This window comes from Bradyrhizobium sp. LMTR 3 (genome assembly GCF_001693485.1).
Classification (GTDB): Bacteria; Pseudomonadota; Alphaproteobacteria; order Rhizobiales; family Xanthobacteraceae; genus Bradyrhizobium.
In genome coordinates this window covers 1-22,922 of record NZ_MAXC01000010.1, presented here as the reverse complement: position 1 = coordinate 22,922, position 22,922 = coordinate 1, and the positions used below count along the sequence as shown (strand labels likewise).

Genomic DNA, 22,922 nt, shown 5'->3' with positions numbered 1-22,922 from the left:
CAGGAAATTGCTTTGCCACACAAGGGGTTGCTCCGAGACGGCAGCGTGTTTGCAAGTTCGGTCATCGAGTCACTGTTTTCCGTCAGCCAAAGACGTTGTTCTGGTGCGCCGCTTGCTCTATCCCCTACGCTGGAAGCAATCGGTGTGACCGAACGGAGACCTCGTGTCCGGACAGACTTTGAAGATCGGCACGCGCAAGAGCGCGATGGCGCTGGCGCAGACGGAGGCGATCGCGCGGCTGCTGCGCGCGGCCGATCCCGCGCTCGATGTCGAAATCGTCAAGTTCGAAACCCGCGGCGACCAGGACCAGACCAGCAAGCTGCTACGCCATGGCGGCAAGGGCGGCGCGTTCGTCGCTGAAATTCGCGAGGCGATGCGCGGCGGAGAATTGCAGGCGGCGATGCATTCGCTCAAGGACGTTCCCGGCAACGAGGAGACCCCTGGCCTGATCATCGCGGCGACCCTGCCGCGCGATCCGGCCAACGACGCGCTGGTACTGCGTCCGGGCCTTTCGCTGGATGCGATTCGCGCATCGAAGGGTAAAGGTTTCAAGATCGGCACCAATGCGGTGCGCCGCGCCGCCTATCTGCGCCGCCTGTTCCCCGAGGCCACCGTCATTCACTTCCGCGGCGCGGCCGACACCCGCGTCGCAAAACTCGACCGCGGCGACAAGCAGCGGCTTCCCGATGGCGGCGAGGTAGGACCGGCGGATGCGCTGGTGATGGCAAGGTCAGGGCTCGAACGCATCGGAATGGCGTCGCGCATCGTTCATGATTTTTCGGTCCGGGAAATGCTGCCCGCGGTGGGGCAGGGCATCGTCGCGGTGGAATGCGTCGAGAAGGACTGGGTCACGCGCGGGCGGTTGGCCAAGATCGAGGACGCCTCGTCGCGCCTCTGCGCCGAGGCCGAGCGCGAGGTATTGTGGGTTTTGAACGGCCACTGCAACTCGCCGATCGCCGGCCATGCGACGTTGGCGGGTAATGAGATGACGCTGACGGCCGCCGTGCTGGATGAAGCAGGTGACCGCTTCATCGAGGTGTCGCGGACCGGCGCGTCAGATCGCCCCCGCGAGCTCGGCCGTGCCGTCGGCCTCGATCTGCTCGACAAGGGCGCGGCAGAGATTATCGCGCGCACGCGGCCGGAGGAAGATTCGCTGCTGGCGTGAGAGGCCGCGATCGCGCCCAGCCGTCATTGCGAGCCAACGGGTCGCGCGAATGCGCGCCCGGTGACAGGCTCCGCGAAGCAATCACGCCGCAGCACGCGGAGAGATGGATTGCTTCGTCGCTACGCTCCTCGCAATGACGGGTGAGCGTTACAGCCACAATATCTTCTTGCGGTACTCGAGATCCGTCAGCAGCGGTTGCGCCGGTCCCTGATGGAACACGGCGCCGCGTTCCAGCGCGAAGACGCGGTCGGCGAGCGCCAGCACCAGGTCGAGATTGTGCTCGACGATCACGATGGAGATGTGTTGCCGCAGCCGGTCGAACACCTTGAACAGTTCGAGGATCACGGCCGGTGCCAGGCCCTCGAAGGGCTCGTCGAGCAGCAGGAGTTTGACATTGCCCGACATCGCGCGCGCCACCGCCACCATCTGCTGCTCGCCGCCGGAAAGATAATCCGCCGCGACGTCCATGCGCTCGCGCAGGCGCGGGAAATAGTTGAGGATCTGCGTTTCGTCCCACACCACGCCGTTGCTGCCGTCGGTCTTGCGCGCGAGACGCCCGAGCGACAGATTTTCCCGCACCGTCATCCCGGCGAACAGGCCGCGGCCCTGCGGCACATAGCCGATGCCGGCGCGCGCGATCTCAGGCGCAGGCAGGCGGGAGATGTCCATGCCGGCGTACTCAATCGTGCCCGAAGACAGCGGCACGAGGCCCGCGAGCGTCTTCAGGAGCGTCGACTTGCCGGCGCCGTTGCGGCCGAGCAGCGCAACGATTTCACCTTCGTGCACGTCGAGGGTGGCGTCGTGCAGGATATGGCTCTTGCCGTAAAACGTGTTGACGCTCTCGAAGCGCAGAATGGGGGCTGTGCCGTCGCGGGCTTGCTCGCTCGTGATGTGCTCGACCTCGGGCACGCCGGTGCCGGTATAGATTTCCTGCACCTTGCGGTCGGCGCGCACGGCCTCGGGCGTGCCGGTCATCAGCACCTCGCCCTGGTTCATCACGGTGACGGTGCGGGAGAAGCCGAGCACGCGATCGATGTCGTGCTCGACGATCAGGACCGGAATGTTGGCGGCGATGTTTTTCACGAGGCTCGAGACGCGCTCGCGCTCGGCCGCGGCAAGCCCGGCGAGCGGTTCATCCAGAAGCAGCACCTGCGGCTTGGACCCGAGCGCGATGCCGAGATCGACCAGCCGCTGCCCGCCATAGGACAGTTCGCCGCCTTCGATTGCTTCGATGCCTTCGAGGCCGAGAAACTTGATCAGCTCCGCGGTCTCGGCGTGGATGTCCCTGTAATGGTCGATGTCGCGCCACAGGTCGAAACGGCCGGGGCTCTGCGCCTGCAGCGACAGGCGGAGATTTTCGTAGATCGAAAGGCCCTTGAACAGATTGGTGATCTGGAACGAGCGCGCCAGTCCCCAATGGCAGATCGCCTCCGACGGCACGCCCTGGATCTCGCGGCCGTTCAGCCTGATGGTGCCGCTGTCGGTCGGATAGAGGCCGGAGACCAGGTTGAACAGCGTGGTTTTTCCTGCGCCGTTCGGCCCGATCAAGGCGTGGATTTCGCCCGCGCCGACCGCGAGGCTCGCATCGGTCACCGCGCGGATGCCGCCAAAGCTCTTCGAGACACCTTGCACGTCGAGCACAATACCCTCGAGCGCTTTGGGCCGCAGGAAGGCCGGCAAAGGCAGGCCTTGGTAGATTTTTCGCCTGCTCATCGCGGCGGCTTCTTCCGGCGGCGGCCACCAGCGCTTTGCGAGTGTCGCCCAGATGCCGACGAGGCCGCCTGGCGAATACAGCACGAAGGCGACGAAGACGAGACCGAACCAGAGCAGCCAGTTCGGCGTCCAGATCGAAAACAACTCGCGGAACAGGATGAAGAACAGCGCGCCGATCGCCGGCCCGAGCATGCTGCGCATGCCGCCGATCACGACGATGGCGAGCAGTTCGCCTGAGAAGGGGACGGAGACGGCCTCGGCAGAGACCAGATAGTTCTGGAATCCGATCAGCCCGCCGGCAAAGCCGGTCACGACCGCCGAGATCACGAAGACGCCGAGCTTGTAGCGCTCGACCGGATAGCCCTGGAACGTGGCGCGCAACTGGTTCTCGCGGATCGCCATCAGCACATGGCCGAACGGCGAGCGCACCAGCCGCAGCAGGAGATAAAGCACGCCGAGGCAGAGTGCGGAGACGACGACGTAATAGTTGAGCGCGTTGTCGAGGCTGAACGGGCCGATGCTGCCCCGCTTCAGCCCGCCGAGGCCGTCCTCGCCGCCGGTCACCGCGGTCCAGCGAAAAGCGATGGTGTAGGTCAGCGCCGACAGCGCCAGCGTCAGCAGCGAGAAATAGACGCCACGCCGGCGCAAAATGACGAAGCCGACGAAGGTCGCGATGACCGCGACGACGATTGCCGCCAGCGCGAGCGGCAGGAAGATATCATTGTTGAACCAGTTGCGTTGGATCAGTCCCGCCGCATAGGCGCCGATGCCAAACCAGGCGCCGTGGCCGAAGGAGACGAGGCCGGTGTAGCCGATGCAAAGGTTGAGCCCCATCGCGGCAATGGCGAGCGCCACCACCATGGTGCCGGTGTTGAGCGAGAGGCCGAGCAGATAAAGACCGAACGGCAGCGCGATGACGGCAAGCGCGGCCAGCAGCAACGGACGATGTTTGGCAGCGGACGTCATCATTCGAACTTCTCAATACGTTCGCCGAGCAGCCCGCGCGGCCGCACCATGAGCACCAGGAACATCAGCAAATAGATCGAGGCTTCACCGGCAGCCGGCGCGAAGTGGATGGTGATGCCCCTGACGACACCGACCAGAAGAGCTGATATCACCACGCCCCAAAAACTGCCGAGGCCGCCGATCACGACGACGACAAAGGCGACGGTGATGATCTCGGCGCCCATCGCAGGATGCACGATCGTGATCGGTGCAAAGAAGGCGCCGCCGAGCGCGGCCATGCCGACGCCCAGCATGACGATCGCGGTCATGTAGGGCTGCAAGCGAATGCCGAGTGCGGCGACCATGTCCGGCCGCTGGATGCCGGCGCGCACCACGCGGCCGAACGACGTCTTGTGCAGCAAGAGCCAGACACCGAGCAGGACTGCAGCGACGACGGTAAGGATGAGCAAGCGATAGCGCGAGAACAGGAAATCGCCGAGGAACACCGAGCCGCGAAGCGCCTGCGGGATCGCGGCCGAGATCGGCGGCGCGCCCCAGATGATGCGGATCGCCTGCTCGGTCACCATGGCGAGGGCGAACGTCACCAAAAGGCTCAGGATCGGATCGGCGTCGTAGAACCTTCGCAGGATGAAGCGCTCGAAGAGAATGCCGAGCACCGCCACGGCGACCGGCGACAGCACCACCGCCGAGCCGAAGCCGAGATATTTCGTGATCTCGACGGAAATGTAGGCACCCAGCGCATAGAACGCGCCATGGGCGAGATTGACGATACCGCCGACGCTGAAGATCAGCGACAGTCCAAGCGCAATCAGGAGGTAATAGCCTCCGAGCACCAGGCCATTCACCACCTGTTCAAGCAGGAATCCGAATTGCATCTATCGATCCGACTTCAGAAGCGCGCTTTGGAAAAAGAGATGGCGCCGTGGCGCCAGCATTGCCCACCCGTGTCGGGCTTTTAGTGCGTCATAACTGCTCGAACTCCTCATCCTGAGGAGCCCGCTAGAAGCGGGCGTCTCGAAGGATGTAGGCTACAGACGGGGCCTCATGGTCCGAGACGCGCTGCGCGCTCCTCACCATGAGGGTTTATGAGCCGGATCATGCTCTATGCCTTCATATTGCAGGGATTTTGCGTCTTCGTCGGGTAGATCGATTCGAGGTCGGCGCCGGCGGCCGGAACGGCCTCGCCGAGCACCAGCATGTCCCACTTGTCCTTCATCTCGTTCTTCGCCTTCACCGTGAACGGATAGGCTTCCTGGACGAGCTGATGGTCCCAGGACCGGAAATACGCCTTGCGCGACTTCATGATGTCGAACTGCGTCTGCTTCTCGAAATAGGCGATCAGCGCGTCGCTCTCGGTCGACTTGGTCTCGGTGATCGCCTGCGCGATCATTTTCAGCGTGATGTATTCGATCCAGGCATGGTTCTCCGGCGGCTTGCCGTATTTCTTGCTGAAGGCCTCGACGAAGGCCTTGGACGCCGGATTGTCGAGCGTGTGGTACCAGACCGTCGGCCAGGTGCCGGAAAGATTGCCTTCGCCCATCGCCCAGGCGTCGCCGGTGTTGAGATTGAAGCCGACGAGCGGGTAGGGGAAGCCGAACTCGGCATATTGCTTGACGAGATTGGTGACCTGGTTGCCGGCGAGGTTGCAGCAGACGACATCGGGCTTGGCCTGCCGCACCTTCAGGAGATACGGGCTGAAGTCGGTAACGTCTGTCGCGATCACCTCGTCACCGATCAGGGTAGCGTCGTTGGCGCCGAAGAAGGCCTTCGCCGCCTTCAAGAGGTCGTGGCCGAAAATGTAGTCGGCCGTCAGCGTGACGAACTTCTTGCCCTTCACCATGCCCTTTTGCTTGAGCGCGGTGCCGACGGCATTGACCATCACAGTGTTGGGAATGTCGCAATGGAAAGAGTAGCGGTTGCAATCCTTGCCGCGCAGCGCGTCGGAGCGCGCGCCGGTCGAGAAGAACACCTTCTTGTTGCGTTCGGCGACCTGCATGATGGTCAGCGACGAGGCGGATGAGATTTCGCCGAACAAGAGCACGGCGCCGTCCTGCTCGATCATGCGCTGCGCCTTGGTCGAAGCGGTGGCGGGATTGACAGAGTCTTCCGACATCAGGTCGATCTGCTTGCCCATGATGCCGCCGGACGCGTTGATCTCTTCCGCCGCCATCTTCACTCCTAGCTGGGCGTAGCTGCCAATCGCGCCGAGGAAACCGGTCAGCGGCACCAGATGGCCGATTTTGATCCGCGCAGCCTGTGCGTGGACGATGGCGGGAGATCCGATAGCGGATACGCCGGCAAAGGCGGCGCCGGCCTTCAACAAAGTACGTCGGCTGTAGCGGGTCATCACTGATCTCCTCCCCGAGAGTACGTCGCGACGTTCCCTCTCCGATTCCCGCTTATGCGACAATGTGAGAGACGTTCTTTTATTGTTGTAAGATATTTCCGGACGCGGCCGCTCCTGTCAACGCCAAATGCGTCGCAGCCGCGTTCTGCCGTGCGGAGAGGATTTAGATCAATCGGATCAGGAGGATTTCGCCAGACCCCGCGCGCCGAATTCGATCGACAGTCGGCTGGCGGCCGATTGCACCAGCTTGGCGCGGCTCTGCACCACCTCGTCGGTCATGCGCCAGATCGGGCCGGAGATGCCGAGCGCGCCGATCACTTCGCCGGTGAAATGATAGACCGGCACGGCGACGCAGCGGACTTCGGCGTTGAATTCGCCGTCGTCGAAGGCGATCGCGCTGCGGCGGATTTCGGCGATCTCGCGCATCAGCTCGGCAGGGTCGGTGATCGACTTCTTTGTCGATGGTTTCAGTTCGACCCGTTCGAGAAAGCGCTTCAACTGATCGGGGCGCAGCGAGGCCAGCATGATCTTGCCGAGCGCGGTGCAATGCGCAGGGCGCACCACGCCGACGCGGTCGGTCAGTTGGAACGCGCCAGCCCCGCTGGTGCGGGCGATTACGACCACGGTATCGCCCATTCTCACGGCAAAATGGCCGCTTTCGCCGGTCTCCCGCGACAGCTCTTCCAGGATCGGTGTCGCCAGATTGACCATCTCGATTTCGTCGAGCGCGCTTGCCGCCAGCGCAAACAGCGGCCGGCCGACGCGGTAGCGTTTTGAATCGCGCTCCTGCCTGAGATAGCCGAGCGAGACCAGCGTCTTGGCGAGGTGAAAGGTGGTGGAGTTGTGTAGCCCCACCAGCTTGCTGAGATCAGCCAATCCAATGCCTTCGCGGTGACGTGCGACTTCTTCGAGGATCGAGAACGCGCGGCCGAGCGACTGCACGCCGCCGCGCGCACGCTCCTCCGCTTCGTCGTCGATGTTGGGCTCGTTCGATGGCATCAGCCTTGCGATCGAAACCTTGCGTGGGCCTGCAGGCTTGTCGGTCGTCTTCGGCTTGGTGCGCGGTTTCACGGAATCAGTTCTCCAGATGGGCGAGACGAAGTCTAGCAGGCCGCCCTTACGCTTCAACGGCATCACCCCCGGTCGGAGGCGCAATCAGAAGCATACCACAATAGCAATTGACGTACAGTATTATGAGAAATAGGTTCGCGAGACAGCCGACCGCGCGCGGTAAAGACGCGGAGGCGAATTCGTTGGGCTTAGGGAGAGAGTGGTCGATGTCGCGTAACATGCTCAACGGTGCCCAGGTCATCGTCGACTATCTGATCCAGGAGAAAGTACCGCAGGTGTTCGGCCTGTGTGGCCACGGCAACATCCAGTTCATCGACGCGCTGTACGAGCGTTCCCACGATATCAAGACGATCTCGGTACATCACGAGAGCGTCGCCGGCTTCATGGCCGACGTTTACTACCGCGTCTCGGGCCGGCCGGCGGCGACGTTTACCTCCTGCGGGCCCGGCTCGGCGAACCTGCCGATCTCGCTTGCGAATGCCTTTCTCGATTCCGTGCCGTTTCTGGCGGTGACCGGCAACGTGCCGACCAGCCAGTTCAACCGCGGCGCCTTCCAGGAGATGTATCGGCATCATCAGGCCGATTTTCCTTCCACCGTGCGCACGATCTGCAAGAAGGTGTTCCAGCCGACGCGCGGCGAGATGGTGCCGCTGGCGGTGCGGCAGGCCTGGAAGACCATGACGACCGGCCGGCCCGGTCCCGTCGTGCTCGACGTGCCGTTCGACGTGTTCATGGAATCGGCGGCCGAGGAGGCGCCGAATGCGATCGAATGGAATGCCAACATATCGAGCCGCTGCGGCGCCGATCCGGAGGGCGTCGTGAAAGCCGTCGACATGCTGCTTTCCGCCGAGCGACCGACGATCATTGTCGGGCAGGGCGTGCGCTATGGCGGCGCGGCGGAGGAACTGCTGCGCCTCGCCGAGCGGCTGCAGATACCGGTCGCGGCCTCGGCCAGCGGCCTCGGCGCGATCGACTGCAACCATCCGCTGGCGCTGGGCCTCGTCGCGCGCGCCGGCCATTATCAAGCCAATCATGCAACGCGTCAGGCCGACGTGCTGCTGGCAATGGGAATGCGGTTCGACGACCGCACGTCGAGCTCGTGGATCCCGGGCTATTCCTTCACCATTCCGCCGACGCGGCTGATCCATGTCGATATCGATCCCGAGGAGATCGGCCGCAACTATCCGGTCGCGCTCGGCCTGATGGCCGATGTGCGCACCTTCCTGCGGCAGGTTCACGCCGAGCTCGATCGCCGCGGCGATCTCTCGAAGAAGCTGGACGCGCGGAAGAAGTGGCTTTCGCAGATCGATGGCTATCGGAAGGAGTGGGACAAGTTCGTCGCGCCCGGCTTTTCCGACGACACCACACCGATCAATCCGCAGCGCGCCGCGCTCGAGATCGACAAGGCGCTGCCGGAGGATGCGATCCTCGTCAGCGACATCGGCGTGCATCACAATTGGCTGCTCGGCTTCTGCAAGCCGCGGCGGCCGGATTCGCTGATCGGTTCGATGGGATTTGGCCCGATGGGCTTTGGCGTGGCCGGCGTGATGGGCGCGAAGTTCGCGGCACCCGATCGTCCCTGCGTGTCGGTGTGCGGCGACGGCGCCTTCTTCATGCACGCCAACGTGCTGGGCACGGCAGTGGAATATAATCTGCCCGTGGTCTGGGTGGTCTGGAACAATTACGCCTATGCCTCGATCCGCGGGCTGCAGCGCGGCTATCTCGGCGGCCGCGAGCTCGCGACCGATTTCCACGATCCCCACACCGGCGAGCGCTACAATCCGGATTTCGCCGCGATGGCGCGTTCCTGCGGCGTCGAGGGCGTGCGGATCGATCGCGCCGGCGATCTCGGCGAGGCCATCCGCAAAGGCATCGCAGCGAACAAACCCTATCTGATCGACGTCGATATCGCCGCCGACATCAATCCGGTCGGTGCGGGCGTCTGGGAATTGCCCGGGCTTGGGCAGAGCAACGCCGGCATCGGCACGCGCTACCAGCCCGCCTGATCTCACTTCGAGGAAATCACATGCTACTTGCAGGCAAGAAAGTCGTCGTCGTCGGTGGTTCCTCCGGTATCGGTCTGGCGACCGCGGAGATGGCGAAGCGCGAGGGCGCCGATGTCATCATTGCGTCCCGCAATGTCGAAAAGCTCGACCATGTGGCGGAGAAGCTGAACGCCATCGCGATCCCCGCCGACGTCACCAGCGATGACAGCGTCGCAAAGCTGTTCCGGCGTTGCGGTCCGGTCGATCACGTCGTGGTCACGGCGGCGCAGCTTCGCACCGGCCCGTTCAAGACGGTGGCGATGGAGGATGTTCGCGCCACCATGGAAGGCAAGTTTTGGGGCGCGTGGCGGGTCGCGCGCGAGGCCGAAATCCGCGCCGGCGGCTCGCTGACCCTGGTCTCCGGTTTTCTCAGCGTTCGCCCGCGGCCGAACTCGGCAATCGTCGGCGCCGCCAACGGCGCGCTGGAGTCGCTGGCGAGGGCGCTCGCGCTGGAATTGGCGCCGGTGCGTGTCAATGCCGTCTCGCCGGGCGTGATCGACACCGCGATCCGCGCTGCGATGCCGGAAGAGGCGCGGCGCGACATGCTGGCGAAGACGGCGGCCGCGCTTCCGGTCGGCCGCGTCGGTGCGGCTGAGGACATCGCGCGGCAAATCCTGAGCTTCATGGCGAACGGTTTTGCGACGGGATCGATCGTCTATATCGATGGCGGGGCGCTAGTGATCTGACCGGCAAAGGAGGCAATCATGGCTCCAGAAAACAACGGCGCCTTCATCCGCAATATCGCCGAGGTACCTTGGCGCGAATTCCCCAATCACTTTGGCGGCGCACTATCAAAACCGCTGGTGATGCCGGAGACTGCAGGCTCTCGCCACATCGACTATCGCATCTCGATGTACCAGCCGATGGCCCATGTCGCGCGCCACAAGCACCTTGTGCAGGAGCAGATCTATCATGTGCTCGAAGGCGAGGGGCTGATGGAGATTGCAGGAAAAAATCACGTGGTACGCAAGCACGACGTCATCTTCCTGCCGCCTGGTGTCGAACACGCGATCTCGAATTCCGGGCTGGTCGATCTGGTGTTCCTGGTGATCACCTCGCCGGTGACGGATGAGGAGAGGCCGGTGTGAAGTTATTAGGTGACGCGTGGATGAATAAGCCACTCGGGGATTGCCACCTCTCCCGCTTGCGGGGGAGGTCGGATCACATCGTCAGATGTGATCCGGGTGGGGGCTCTCTCCACACGAACAGTGTGACTCGCGGCGATACCCCCACCCCAACCCTCCCCCGCAAGCGGGAGAGGGAGCGCAGTCTCCTCGCGGCTGCAGTTGTACCTGATCCGATCGCGCTGCGACGAATCACGCCGCCAGATCCTGCAACAGCAGCGACGAGCCGCGAATCAGCACCTTGCGTCCCTTTGCCGTGATGGCGGGTGCGTCGCCGTGCATCACGGCGAGTTCGAGCGCGATCAGGCCGTCGATCGTGGTGCGGCTCATGCGCGGCAGCCTTGATGCCGGGCTCCGCAATGCCTTCAACGTTTCCCACTGGGACGGCGTCAGGTCGTAGTCGAATTCTTCGTTCATGGTGCCTCGGCTTCCACAATTCTTGTGGCGTCTCATAGCGAGCGCACATGAAATTCGTGCGACCGCAACGAGTCGGGATTTCGACAAGCGACGATGCGCTGTCACATCATCGTGTCATTGGAATTGGTCGATGTTGTCGAATCACGCGCGTGGGCCAAAAACAAATGACGCTGGCGCAGGTCGCGTGAGCACGGGCGTCAAAAAGACCGCCCAATCGCCGCAACCGTTAAGAGAAAGTTACTAACGAAAGGTAAACGGCGCGGTTGTTTCGTCGGCCGTAGGCCGCATAGGGTGGGCAAAAGCGCAGCGTGCCCACCATCTTTTGTGCCGGGGAATGGTGGGCACGTCGCTTACGCTCCTTTGCCCACCCTACGATTCACGCGTCTATCCCCGCCGCACGCTGGCGCCGCCGTCGACCGGCAATGTCACGCCGGTGATAAAACTCGCTTCGTCCGAGGCGAGGAACAGCGCTGCGTTGGCGACGTCCCAGCCGGTGCCCATCTTCTGGCGCAGCGGCACCTTGCTGTCGCGTTCGGCCTCGACCTCGGCGCGGCTCTTGTTGAATTCGCGGGCGCGGGTGTCGACCGCCATCGGCGTGTTCATCAGTCCGGGCAGGATGACGTTGGCGCGGATGCCGTATTGCGCGTTCTGGTAGGCGAGCTGTTCGGTGAAGGCGATCATCGCCGACTTGGTCGCCTTGTAGGCGACGTACGGATAGGTCGTGATCGCGGCCATCGAGGAGATGTTGATGATCGCGCCGCTTCTTTGCTGGCGCATGATCGGGATGACGTGCCTGGCCGCCCACACGCAGCTCTTCAGGTTGATCGCGACGCAGCGGTCGAACGCTTCCTCGCTGATCTCGAGCAGCTCGGCATCGCCGCCGGCCAGGCTGACGCCGACATTATTGTGCAGCACGTCTATGCGGCCCCAGCGTGCTTGCGCGTCTGCCACCATCGCCTTGAGCTCGGCATTTTTGGTAACGTCGGCCCTGAATGCTGCCGCCACGCCGTGGCTCTCGGCGATCATGTCGACGGTTTCCTGGGCAGAGGCCAGATTATGATCGACGCACAGCACTTTGGCGCCCTCGCGCGCGAAGGTCAGCGCGGTGGCGCGGCCGTTGCCGATGCCTTCGCCGGGGCTCTGGCCAGCGCCGACGACGATGGCGATACGATCTTTCAGGCGCATCTCGTTCCACTCCCGGGATCGGGTACTGTTGCAGTACCTCATTGTTCGTTGTCGGCTCGGGCTCACCTAGCCATAGAGCGCTTTATGCTCCTGCTCGTAGTTGGCGTAGGAATCCTTGATGCTCGCCATGTTCAACAGCATGGTGGCGACGAGCGTATCGTCCATGGCGAACACGGTCGTGCGCATCCACACGCTTTCGGTGCGGCGGCTGCCGCTGAGCGCGACGACCTCGCGTTCGGTTGCATAGTTCTCGCCGACGAACAGCGGCCCGCGTAGCAGGCGGATCTCCTGATCCGCGAACAGCCCGACCGCGGGTCCGCGGACCGGCAGCCGGTCCTCGCGGGCGCGGTACTGAAACAGCACGCTCAGCATTTCGAACGGGATGATCGCGCGGCCCCAGGGATTGAGCTCCTGGGAATAATACGCCGATGGTTCGGTGATAACCTTCAACTTCTGCTCAAGCGAAAACGGATAGAGATCGCCCATATGCTGGTCGAAATCCATTTTCACGATCTGACGCGGCGTCTTCATGCCGACCTTGAGATCGGCGAGGATGACGGGATCGGCGAGCGGCTTCAATTCGCCGAGCCGCCGGGAAAGCGCCGTTTCCATTACTTCGCCGACGGAGGCGGTGCCGCGCAAAATCTCGGTGCCATCGCGCTTGGTCATGCCGATCGCGCAAGTCGTTTGCCCCGGCTTCGGTTTCTCGATGTTGGCCTGCACTTCTTCGCCTTCGAAGGCGGGATTGCGGTAGTGCGCGGACAGGCAGCCGGTTTCGAACCAAGCCTGGCCCCAGATGCGTTCGCACAGCGGCGCGAACTGGCTGAAATGGGTCGGGCCCTCGATTGTGCCGCCCTGAAACCCGAGCTTCTGCGCGGTTGCATCGTCGTGGATCGAGGCGTGCGAATCATAGACCTGCGCGTGGAGCATTTGCCTCGGGCTCCGCCATGGCCCGGCGAGCAGATTACCGTTCTCCAATATCTCGGTCCTGAACGCCGGTTCTGTCATCGCTGGTGTCTCCCTTTACCCCCAAGCGTTTCAAAGAAGGCGGGCTCCCGCAAGAGGCCCGGCCGATCCACACGACGGGCGAGATATGCCCTGCGGCCATGAATTCACGCTGGGCACGCATAGCAAAATCGGTGCATGCTGTTCGCAATTAGACCGGTTCGAACAATCGGCGGACAGAAAAGCGCGACGGGGAGCGGACGAAATGGCGTTGATGGAAGTGGGTCTGGACGACAAATACCGTCTGGATGCGAAGCGGATTTTTCTGTCCGGTACGCAGGCGCTGGTCCGGTTGCCGATGTTGCAGCGCGAACGCGACCGCGCACAGGGGCTCAATACCGCAGGCTTCATATCAGGCTATCGCGGCTCGCCGCTCGGCATGTACGATCACGCGCTGTGGCGCGCCAAAACCTTCCTCAAGCAGCATGACATCGAGTTCTCGCCCGGTCTCAACGAGGACCTGGCGGCTACCGCTGTATGGGGGAGCCAGCAGGTCGGCATGTTCCCGGGCGCCAAGGTCGATGGCGTATTCGGCATCTGGTATGGCAAGGGCCCCGGCGTCGACCGTTCCGTCGATGCGCTGAAGCATGCGAACTCCGCCGGCACCTCGCCGAATGGCGGCGTGATTGCACTGGCCGGCGACGACCATGGCTGCCAGTCCTCGACGCTCGCCCACCAGAGCGAGCAGGTATTCGCGGCAGCCTTGATGCCGGTGGTCAACCCGGCCACGCTGCAGGATTATCTCGATCTCGGGATTTTGGGCTTTGCGCTGTCGCGCTATTCCGGCTGCTGGGTGGGGTTCAAGGCGATTTCCGAGACGGTCGAAAGCTCGGCCTCGATCATCAGCGATCCCGACCGCATCAAGATCATCACGCCCGATGATTTCGAAATGCCGCCGGGCGGGCTTTCGATCCGCTGGCCCGATGCGCCGATGGAGCAGGAGCGGCGCTTGCACGGCCCGAAGATGCAGGCGGTCGCCGCATTCGCGCGCGTCAATCGCTTCGACCGGGTCGTGCTGGATTCAAGGCCGGCGCGGCTCGGCATTATGGCGACCGGCAAGGCCTATCTGGATCTGCGGCAGGCGCTGGCCGATCTCGGCATTAATGATGCCGAGGCGCAGGCGCTGGGCTTGCGCATCTACAAGGTGGCGCTGACCTGGCCGCTGGAGGAATCCGGTGCACGGGCCTTTGCCGAAGGCCTGCAGGACGTGCTCGTGGTCGAGGAGAAGCGCGGCTTTATCGAGGACCAGCTCCTGCGCATTCTCTATAATGTCGATGCGTCGAAGCGGCCCTCGGTGGTCGGTAAGCGTGACGAGAGCGGCGCCATGCTGTTGCCGAGCGAGGGCGAACTGACGCCGACCATGGTGGCGGCTGCCGTGGTCGCACGGTTACGCAAGCTCGGTCATCGCAGCCCGGCGCTGGAACAGCGCCTCGCAAAACTCGAGGCGTTCGACCGTCCCGGGGACGGCGCCGGCGCGGCAAAGCTGCAGCGCACGCCGTATTTCTGCTCGGGCTGTCCGCACAACACCTCGACCAAGATCCCCGAGGGCAGCCGCGCGATGGCCGGCATCGGCTGTCACGGCATGGCGCTGTCGGTGCCGAACCGCCGCACCCAGACGATTTCGCATATGGGCGCCGAAGGCGTCACCTGGATCGGGCAGGCGCCGTTCACCAGCGAAGCACATGTGTTCCAGAATTTGGGCGACGGCACCTACACCCATTCCGGCCTGCTCGCGATCCGCGCGGCGGCGGCTGCCGGCGTCAATATCACCTACAAGATCCTCTATAATGATGCGGTCGCGATGACCGGCGGCCAGCCGGCCGAAGGCGGCCTGACCGTATCGCAGATCGCGCATCAGGTTTCGGCGGAGGGCGCCAAGCGCCTCGTCATCGTCTCCGACGATCCCGAGAAATATCCGACGAGTTATTTCCCTTCCGGCGCGACCGTCCACCACCGCCGCGAACTCGACGCCGTGCAGAAGGAGCTGCGCGAGGTCAAGGGCCTGACTGTCCTGATCTATGACCAGACCTGCGCGGCGGAAAAGCGCCGCCGCCGCAAGCGCGGACTCTATCCGGATCCGCCGAAGCGCGTATTCATCAACGAGCGCGTCTGCGAAGGCTGTGGCGACTGCTCTTCCGTTTCGAACTGCGTCTCGGTGCAGCCACTGGAGACCGAGTTCGGCCGCAAGCGGCGGATCGACCAGTCGAACTGCAACAAGGACTTTTCCTGCATCGAGGGCTTTTGCCCGAGCTTTGTCACGGTGCATGGCGGACGCTTGCGGAAAGCCGACCGCGCCGCGGCTGATCCCTCGGCGCTGTTTTCCGATCTGCCGACGCCCGCCACACCCGCGCTCGATGGCGCCTACAACATCCTCGTCACCGGCATCGGCGGCACCGGCGTCATCACCATCGGCGCGCTGCTCGGCATGGCTGCCCATGTCGAGGGCAGGGCGTGCTCGACGCTCGACTTCACAGGGCTATCGCAGAAGAACGGCGCGGTCATGAGCCATGTCCGCATCGCGCCGCAGGCTGACGATCTCTCGACCGTCCGCATCGCCCCCGGCGGCGCCAATCTCATCCTCGGCTGCGATATCGTGGTCGCCACCAGCATCCCGGCGCTGAGCCGGGCCGAGCGCGGCGTGACGCGGGCGATCGTCAATGCCGACTTGCTGCCGACCGCGAGCTTCGTCATCAATCCCGACATCGATTTCGAGGCGGGAACGATGCGGGATGCGCTCAACGAGGCGGTCACCGCCTCCGACCTCGACATTCTCGATGCCACCGGGCTTGCCACCGCGCTGATGGGCGACAGCATCGCGACCAATTCCTTCATGCTCGGCTTTGCGTTCCAGCGCGGGGCGATTCCGCTGTCGCTGGAAGCGATCATGAAGGCGATCGACCTCAATGGCGCGGCGATCGAGATGAACAAGCTCGCGTTCTCCTGGGGCCGGCTCGCGGCGCACGATCTGCCGCGCGTCGTCAGCGCCGCGCGCTTCAAGAGTTCGGGCGCGGCGCCGGTCCGGCGCACGCTCGACGAAAGCATCGCGTTCCGCGCCAGGTTCCTGACGGACTACCAGAATGAGGCCTATTCGAAGCGCTACCTCGCCGATGTCGAGCGCGTCCGCGGCGCGGAAGCCAAGGCCGCGCCGGGCTCGCATGAACTGACCGAGGCTTTCGCCAAGGGCCTGTTCAAGCTGATGGCCTACAAGGACGAATACGAGGTCGCCCGGCTTTATTCCGACGGCGAGTTTGCAAAAGCGCTGAAAGAGCAGTTCGACGGTGACCCCGGCGTCAAAGTCAGCCTCGCGCCGCCGCTGCTGGCATCCCGCGATAGACTGACCGGGCATTTGCGCAAGCGCGAGTTCGGCGCCTGGATATTCCGCACTTTCGATATTCTCACCCGGTTTAAGTTCCTGCGCGGCACCGCATTCGATCCGTTTGGCTATACGGCCGAGCGGCGGATGGAACGGGCACTGCCGGGAGAATACTCCGCGATGATCCTCGGCCATCTCGACAAGGCGAAGCCGCACGACTGGCCGCGTCTGGTGGCGCTGGCAAAATCCGCGGAACTCGTGCGCGGCTATGGCCACGTCAAGGAAGCCAATGTCGCGAAATACCGTGCGGAGCGCTCGCGGCTGGAAGCGGCGATCGGCCAGCCGGTGGCGCAGGCCGCCGAGTAGGGACTGTTCATCCGGCACCTGAAGTTTTTCACAGGCTGGCTCAGTCACCGGTACCCTGAGCGCAGGAGCGGCTGGAATTGCCCAGCCGGCTCCCTACATGTCGGCTGTTCTTAATTCTTTGGGTTGATTTCAGGAGGCCTGCGATGGTCCTGAAAAACGCTATTGCCGCAGTACTTTGCACGGGGCTCCTGATGTCGGGCAGCGCCGCGCTGGCAGACGAGTATCGCGCGGGCGAACTTTTCGAGCTCGATCCTTCCCAAGCCATGCTCTCACCGAAGCGACTCGGCCCGGAGACGCGATTCGCCCCGGTCCGGATCGAGGCCAGAACAGATCGCAAGCAGGTGAAGACGGAGCGCGTGGTCGTGCCAAAGGCCGCCGCCGCGCCCAAGACGGCTGCGCCCAAGACGGCTGCGACCAAAGCTCACGCGGCACATGAGCGTGTTGAGCGCGTGCAGAAACCGCGCGGCGCTGCCCGCACCAAGTTGGCGCGACCCCACAGCAACCCGCTCGACGCGCAGGCCCGCGACACGCGGATCCAGACCTGGCCGTGCAAGTCAGGCGGCATCTGCGACTGGCAGCGGTAGTTGCTTCGTAGGGTGGGTTAGCGAAGCGTAACCCACCACTTTGATCTCCTCGCGGAAGCCACTTTGGTGGGTTACGCTTCGCTAACCCACCCTACAATTCTTCACCTTCATCCACCTGTCGTAAAACCTTCGGCCAGCATTCAAATTGCTCGGGCACACCTTCGTCGTGATTCGACGAGGGGTGTTCGATGCCGATTGCGATTCGCGCCAAGCCCGCCGTGACGCGGCGTCAATGGCTGGTCCGCTCCGCCGCAACATTCGCCGTCGCTGGTTTCGGCGGCCTCGCCAGACCCTACCTCAGCCGCGCCGCGGATAGGCCGCTCATCACCAGCGGCATTCAATCGGGCGACGTCTCGGCCAATTCCGCAGTGGTCTGGGCACGCGCCGACCGGCCGGCGCGGATGCAGGTCGAATGTTCGGCCAGCGAAGATTTCAGGACCATCATCGGCACGGCTTCTGCCGATGCGTTGCCGGATGCCGATTTCACTTCGAAAGTTCTGCTCGACGGATTGCCGCCGGGACGGGACATCTTCTATCGCGTGCGGTTTGAAAGCGAGCCGGGCATCGCCGGCGAGGCGCAGGTCGGGCATTTCCGCACGGCGCCCACGGCGCGCAGCTCAGTGTCGTTCGCCTGGTCGGGCGATACGACGGGGCAGGGCTGGGGCATCGACGAAAGCCGCGGCGGCATGCGGACTTACCGGACCATGCTCGACAACCGCCCGGACTTCTTCATCCATTGCGGCGACCACATCTATGCGGACTGCCCGGTGGAGCGGGAACTGAAGCTGCCCGATGGCGGGGTCTGGCGAAACCTCGTTACCGAGGAAAAGTCTGTCGTCGCCCAAACCCCCGCCCAGTTCCGCGGCAACTACAAATACAACTGGCTCGATCCAAATTTTCGCGCCTTCCATGCCGCCGTCCCCTTGTTTGCGCAATGGGACGATCACGAGGTCACCAACGACTGGGCGCCGGTCGGCACGGCCGACGCGAGCGGCTACGCCGAGGACGGCACCTCGCACCTGGTGGCGCGGGCGCGCCGCGCGTTCCATGAATTCATGCCGATGCGCGCGGCACCCGCACAGGAAGACGGCCGCATCTATCGCAAGATCGCCTACGGTCCGCTGCTCGATGTCTTCATGATCGACATGCGCAGCTACCGCGATTCCACTTTGAACCAGCGCGACGACCACAGCGACACCTGCATCCTCGGCGCGGCGCAACTGGCCTGGCTAAAGCGCGAACTGGTGGCTTCCGGCGCCACCTGGAAGGTGATCGCGGCCGACATGCCGATCGGCCTGATCAGCGACGACGCGATTGCGCTCGGCGACGGCCCGCCGGAGCGGCGCGAGCATGAGATCGCCGATTTGCTGTCGTTCATGAAGCGGGCCGGCATCCGCAACATTGTCTGGCTGACCGCCGATATGCATTACACGGCCGCGCATCACTACGATCCGAGCCGCGCGATCTATCAGGATTTCGAGCCGTTCTGGGAGTTCGTCTCCGGCCCGCTGCATGCGGGCACCTGGGCGCCGGCCCCGATCGACAATACGTTCGGGCCGAAAGCGATGTTCCAGAAGGGGTGCAGCGGCGAGAATCTCGCGCCGTGTTTTGGGATGCAGTTTTTCGGCCGCGTCGACATCGACGGCAAAACCGAAGTCATGACCGTGACATTGAAGGACGTCGACAACCGCGACCTGTGGTCGGTCGATATCGAGCCTCGCCCCGATGCGCGGCCCGGCCGGATCATGGCGCAGCATATCTGAGGCGGCGTTGTCAGGGGCGCACCAGCAGATAGCCGCCGACCAAGGTTTGCACGGAGAGGGCGATGATCACCCCCGAGCACGGTGGCGAACGCCCTTACCATCGCACCCCTGACTTGGTCGTGATTGCCTTTCGCGCGGCGATCTCCAAAGCTCAATTTCGCTTAGTGAAATAGCTGGAGGGTCGCACATCGGCTTAACGCGGCGGGAAGCCAAACGCGGCCTTGCCGACGGACAGTCAGTGTGCAAATCCCGGCCTTGAGCCGGCCTGCGGTTCATTCTGTTCCGCCCGCCGGAATTCTGGTTTTCGCTACACACTGCCGCGGCGCCAGTCCATACTGGATCGCATCAAAGGGAGGTCTTTCAAATGCGTGAAGCTGTCATCGTTTCCTATGCACGTACGGGGCTGGCGAAGTCCGGCCGCGGCGGGTTCAACATCACCCCGCCGATGTCGATGGCGGCTCACGCCATCAAGCACGCCGTCGAGCGCGCCGGCGTCGACAAGGAATATGTCGAGGACTGCTATCTCGGCAATTGCGCGCATGGCGCGCCGAATATCGGCCGCCAGGCCGCGCTGCTCGCGGGATTGCCGAAGTCGACAGGCGGCGTCTCGGTGAACCGCTTCTGCTCCTCCGGCCTGCAGACCATCGCGATGGCCGCCAACTCGATCCGCTCTGACGGAGCTGACTGCATCGTGGCCGGCGGCGTCGAGAGCATCTCGATCCCAGGCGGCGGCTCGCCCAAGGAATCGATCGATCCGGACCTGCTCAAGGTCGCGCCCGATATCTTCATGGCGATGATCGATACCGCCGATATCGTTGCCGAGCGTTACAAACTCAGCCGTGAATATCAGGACGAGTACTCGCTGGAATCGCAACGCCGCATGGCCGCCGCCCAGCAGGCCAACAAGTTCAAGGACGAAATCGTCCCAATGAAGACCAAGATGAAGGTGGTCGACAAGCAGACCAAGGCGGAGAGCATCGTCGACTACACCGTCGACCGTGACGAGTGCAATCGTCCCGATACAACGATGGAAGGCCTTGGCAAGCTCGAGCCGGTCAAGGGCCCGGGCAAGTACGTCACCGCCGGCAACGCCAGCCAGCTCTCGGATGGCGCGGCGGCGGTCGTTCTGATGGAAGCCAAGGATGCCGAGAAGCGCGGTCTCAACCCGATGGGCCGCTTCGTCGCCTGGGCGGCGGCGGGCTGCGAGCCGGACGAGATGGGCATCGGTCCGATCTACGCCGTGCCAAAACTTCTGAAGCGCCATGGCCTGAAGATCGACGACATCGATCTCTGGGAGCTCAACGAAGCCTTCGCCAGCCAGTGTCTGTATTCCCGCGACAAGCTCGGCATCGATCCGGAGAAGTACAACGTCAACGGCGGCTCGATCGCGATCGGCCATCCCTTCGGCATGACCGGTGCGCGTCTCACCGGCCACATCCTGCAGGAAGGCCGCCGGCGCAAGGCCAAGTGGGGCGTCGTCACGATGTGCATCGGCGGCGGCCAGGGCGGCGCCGGCCTGTTCGAGATCTATAGCTGAGATTTTTCGAACGCAGCAAAACAAAGAGAATGGCCCCGCGAGGGGCCATTTTTCGTTTGGGGGCATCCGGATCGAACGTGCGATGCCATCCGAGGCGTCAGTAACGATACTTCTTCTTGATGACCACGGTCCTGTGGCCATGATGGTGTCCGCGATGCCAGCCGCGATGCCGCCTGAATTCGGCGCGTGCGCCGTGATGGTGGTGATGGTGTCCAACATGGTAGCCGCGCTTCTTGATCACGACGGTCTCGGCGCTCGCAATCGACGGCGCCGCAATGACGAGCGCGCCGAGTGCGGCAATCACGTATCCAAGCTTCCTCATTCCAATCCTCCTCAATTGAGCAGGGATAGAACATCAAATTTTGCAGAACGTTCCCGCGGAACTGGAAGAGAATTCTGAACGCTTGTTCAGACGCGTGTGTAATGCAGCCCGAATCGATCATCGTCCGATCGCCTCTTTTTTTGTGGCCGTGTCTCGCATGCATGCGCCGCGACAGGCAAAGCTGCGAACGTCGATACAGCAAGCGCCCACTGGAAACCGGCAGCGCGGCGCTTCAATCCAGCGTGGGACGAGAATGGGCAGGTTTTACTCTTGCTTGCGGAAGGTTGGGAGCGGGCGCATCATCGCGCCACAACAATCAAATTGGGGAGGCTGCCATGAGCGAGGTTTCACGCCGTCATTTCCTGAGCCTGACCGGATCGGCCGCGGTCGCCGCGATGTCCGGAAGCGCCCATGCCGCGATGGGGCCGAATGACAAGTTCGACCTGGTGATCAAGGGCGGCGACGTGCTCGATCCGAGTCAGTCGCTCAAGGGCAAGCGAGACATCGGTATCCGCTGGGGCATGATCGAGGCCGTCGAGAACGAGATTCCGGCCGCGCGCGCCGCCAGGACCATCGACGCCTCAGGCAAGCTGGTGACACCCGGCCTGATCGATCTGCATTCGCACGTCTACCCCTATGGTTCGGCGATCGGCATTCCCGCCGACGAGCTGGTGCAGGCCCAGGCCACCACCACGGTGGTGTCGGCAGGCGATGCCGGCGTCAACAATCTCGCGGCGCTGCGGCGTTATATCGTGGCGCAATCGCGGGCGCGAATTTATGCCTTCGTGCATATCGCCAACAACGGATTGTCCGGTTTCCCGGTCGCCGAGCTCTACAACATCGATTACGCGCAAGTCGATGCCTGCGCGATGGCGCTGGCGGAAAATCCGGACTTCCTGCTCGGCGTGAAGGTCAGGATGTCGGAGAACGTGATCGCCAAGCACGGGCTGGAGCCGCTGAAGCGCGGCATCAAGGCCTGCGAGATGTGCGGCTGGCCGGCCAAGATGATGGTGCATATCGGCGGCGTCGAGACCAAGGAGCTGATGTCGCAGATTCTCGATCTGATGCGGCCGGGCGACGTGCTGACGCATGCCTATTCCGGCGCTCCGAATATCGCCGGCGCCTTCACCAACATCGTTCAGGACGGCAAGCTGTTGCCGGCAGCGCTCTCCGCCAAGCAGCGCGGCGTGATGTTCGACGTCGGCCATGGCGGCGGCAGTTTTGATTTCACGGTGGCGGAGGTCGCGCTTCCCGGCGGCTGCACACCGGATACGATCTCCTCCGACATCCACGTCTTCTCCGGCAACTCGCCGGGCATGCCGTATCTGCCGAATGTCATGAGCAAGTTCATCACGCTCGGCCTCACATTGGAGCAGGTGGTGGCGGCGGCGACATCGACGCCGGCGAAAATCATCAACCGCGCGCCCAAGATCGGCACGCTCCAGATCGGCGCACCCGGCGACGTCGCCATCCTGGATCTGGTGGAGGCGCAGACCTCGTTCGTCGACACCCGCAACAACAAGCGCGAGGGCAAGCTGTTGCTCAAACCCGTGCAGACCGTGATCAACGGCGTGCCGTTCGGCCGGCCCTACCAGGCGCCGTTCGCGGTGCGGTGAGCCGCCGCTCCGCTAGATCATGGTCGCATGGCGACCGCGAAGAGATTGGCCTCCCTCTCCCGCTGCGCCTGCGTAAGGTGAGCACACCGGTTAGGCTCCCTCCCCCCTTGCGGGGGAGGGTTGGGGAGAGGGGTAAGCCCCGGGCGAGATAATCGATGCGAGCACCACCTTCTCAATCCCGGTCGCTCGTGGTGGGATCCGCCCGCACTGAGAGTGCACGTCGTGTGGCACCCCTCTCCCTAACCCTCCCCCGCAAGGCTACGGGATTCCCGGATTTTCGTGTTGGGTGGCAAGGGCATATCCCTCGAGTGTGGCGGCGAGCCGATTCCATCCGTCGCGCATGGTCTTTGGGCCCGGCGGCTTGTAGTAGCAATTCCAGCCGC

General features: G+C 63.6%; 17 protein-coding genes. 9 read left to right on the top strand and 8 right to left on the bottom strand.

Annotated features, from left to right (window positions below):
- The first annotated feature begins 178 nt into the window (after nucleotides 1-178).
- On the top strand, nucleotides 179-1,165 hold the full coding sequence (gene hemC / locus LMTR3_RS08370) for a hydroxymethylbilane synthase (protein WP_084029493.1): 987 nt from the start codon (nucleotides 179-181) through the stop codon (nucleotides 1,163-1,165).
- 147 nt (nucleotides 1,166-1,312) lie between these two features.
- Here the strand turns inward: hemC and LMTR3_RS08365 are convergent, their stop codons facing one another.
- The 4 genes from LMTR3_RS08365 to LMTR3_RS08350 all read right to left on the bottom strand — a co-directional run bounded on the left by LMTR3_RS08365 (nucleotide 1,313) and on the right by LMTR3_RS08350 (nucleotide 7,262).
- Nucleotides 1,313-3,847, bottom strand: coding sequence for a branched-chain amino acid ABC transporter ATP-binding protein/permease (locus LMTR3_RS08365; RefSeq protein WP_084029487.1), 2,535 nt, complete (start codon nucleotides 3,845-3,847; stop codon nucleotides 1,313-1,315).
- Entirely contained in the window at nucleotides 3,844-4,719 is an 876-nt protein-coding gene (locus LMTR3_RS08360; RefSeq protein WP_065744620.1) for a branched-chain amino acid ABC transporter permease, read from the bottom strand. Before LMTR3_RS08360 ends, LMTR3_RS08365 begins: the two co-directional genes overlap by 4 nt.
- Nucleotides 4,720-4,946: 227 nt before the next feature.
- Entirely contained in the window at nucleotides 4,947-6,191 is a 1,245-nt protein-coding gene (locus LMTR3_RS08355; protein ID WP_065744619.1) for an ABC transporter substrate-binding protein, read from the bottom strand.
- 177 nt (nucleotides 6,192-6,368) lie between these two features.
- Nucleotides 6,369-7,262, bottom strand: a complete 894-nt coding sequence (locus LMTR3_RS08350; protein ID WP_065744690.1) for an IclR family transcriptional regulator — start codon at nucleotides 7,260-7,262, stop codon at nucleotides 6,369-6,371.
- A 206-nt stretch (nucleotides 7,263-7,468) separates the two neighbouring features.
- On the opposite strand from LMTR3_RS08350, the gene LMTR3_RS08345 reads away from it, so the two are divergent.
- From LMTR3_RS08345 to LMTR3_RS08335, 3 genes are read left to right on the top strand one after another with little or no spacing between them, the layout of a single operon-like run.
- Nucleotides 7,469-9,268, top strand: coding sequence for a thiamine pyrophosphate-binding protein (locus tag LMTR3_RS08345; RefSeq protein ID WP_065744618.1), 1,800 nt, complete (start codon nucleotides 7,469-7,471; stop codon nucleotides 9,266-9,268).
- Between the two features lie 20 nt (nucleotides 9,269-9,288).
- Entirely contained in the window at nucleotides 9,289-9,993 is a 705-nt protein-coding gene (locus LMTR3_RS08340) for an SDR family oxidoreductase (protein WP_065744617.1), read from the top strand.
- A gap of 18 nt (nucleotides 9,994-10,011) precedes the next feature.
- Nucleotides 10,012-10,395 carry a cupin domain-containing protein gene (locus LMTR3_RS08335; protein ID WP_065744616.1) on the top strand — a complete coding sequence of 128 codons (384 nt, stop codon included), beginning with the start codon at nucleotides 10,012-10,014 and terminating at the stop codon, nucleotides 10,393-10,395.
- Between the two features lie 228 nt (nucleotides 10,396-10,623).
- On the opposite strand, the gene LMTR3_RS08330 is transcribed toward LMTR3_RS08335, so the two are convergent.
- The 3 genes from LMTR3_RS08330 to LMTR3_RS08320 form a co-directional block, all read right to left on the bottom strand.
- Nucleotides 10,624-10,848, bottom strand: a complete 225-nt coding sequence (locus LMTR3_RS08330) for a hypothetical protein (protein ID WP_065744615.1) — start codon at nucleotides 10,846-10,848, stop codon at nucleotides 10,624-10,626.
- Between the two features lie 384 nt (nucleotides 10,849-11,232).
- A complete protein-coding gene (locus LMTR3_RS08325; protein WP_065744614.1) occupies nucleotides 11,233-12,033 on the bottom strand; it encodes an SDR family NAD(P)-dependent oxidoreductase in 801 nt (266 codons plus the stop codon).
- 66 nt (nucleotides 12,034-12,099) lie between these two features.
- Nucleotides 12,100-13,041: a hypothetical protein gene (locus LMTR3_RS08320; protein ID WP_065744613.1), complete on the bottom strand. Its 942-nt coding sequence runs from the start codon at nucleotides 13,039-13,041 to the stop codon at nucleotides 12,100-12,102.
- 202 nt (nucleotides 13,042-13,243) lie between these two features.
- Between LMTR3_RS08320 and LMTR3_RS08315 the strand changes: the two genes are divergently transcribed.
- From LMTR3_RS08315 to LMTR3_RS08300, 4 genes are all read left to right on the top strand, one after another.
- A complete protein-coding gene (locus tag LMTR3_RS08315; protein WP_065744612.1) occupies nucleotides 13,244-16,717 on the top strand; it encodes an indolepyruvate ferredoxin oxidoreductase family protein in 3,474 nt (1,157 codons plus the stop codon).
- Between the two features lie 143 nt (nucleotides 16,718-16,860).
- A complete protein-coding gene (locus LMTR3_RS08310; RefSeq protein WP_065744611.1) occupies nucleotides 16,861-17,301 on the top strand; it encodes a hypothetical protein in 441 nt (146 codons plus the stop codon).
- A 188-nt stretch (nucleotides 17,302-17,489) separates the two neighbouring features.
- Nucleotides 17,490-19,064 carry an alkaline phosphatase D family protein gene (locus LMTR3_RS08305; protein WP_065744610.1) on the top strand — a complete coding sequence of 525 codons (1,575 nt, stop codon included), beginning with the start codon at nucleotides 17,490-17,492 and terminating at the stop codon, nucleotides 19,062-19,064.
- Between the two features lie 364 nt (nucleotides 19,065-19,428).
- Entirely contained in the window at nucleotides 19,429-20,601 is a 1,173-nt protein-coding gene (locus LMTR3_RS08300) for a thiolase family protein (RefSeq protein ID WP_065744609.1), read from the top strand.
- 97 nt (nucleotides 20,602-20,698) lie between these two features.
- Here LMTR3_RS08300 and LMTR3_RS08295 read toward each other — a convergent pair whose 3' ends face one another.
- Nucleotides 20,699-20,923, bottom strand: coding sequence for a hypothetical protein (locus LMTR3_RS08295; protein ID WP_065744608.1), 225 nt, complete (start codon nucleotides 20,921-20,923; stop codon nucleotides 20,699-20,701).
- Nucleotides 20,924-21,258: 335 nt separating this feature from the next.
- On the opposite strand from LMTR3_RS08295, the gene LMTR3_RS08290 reads away from it, so the two are divergent.
- On the top strand, nucleotides 21,259-22,539 hold the full coding sequence (locus tag LMTR3_RS08290; protein WP_065744607.1) for an amidohydrolase family protein: 1,281 nt from the start codon (nucleotides 21,259-21,261) through the stop codon (nucleotides 22,537-22,539).
- Nucleotides 22,540-22,922: the final 383 nt, after the last annotated feature.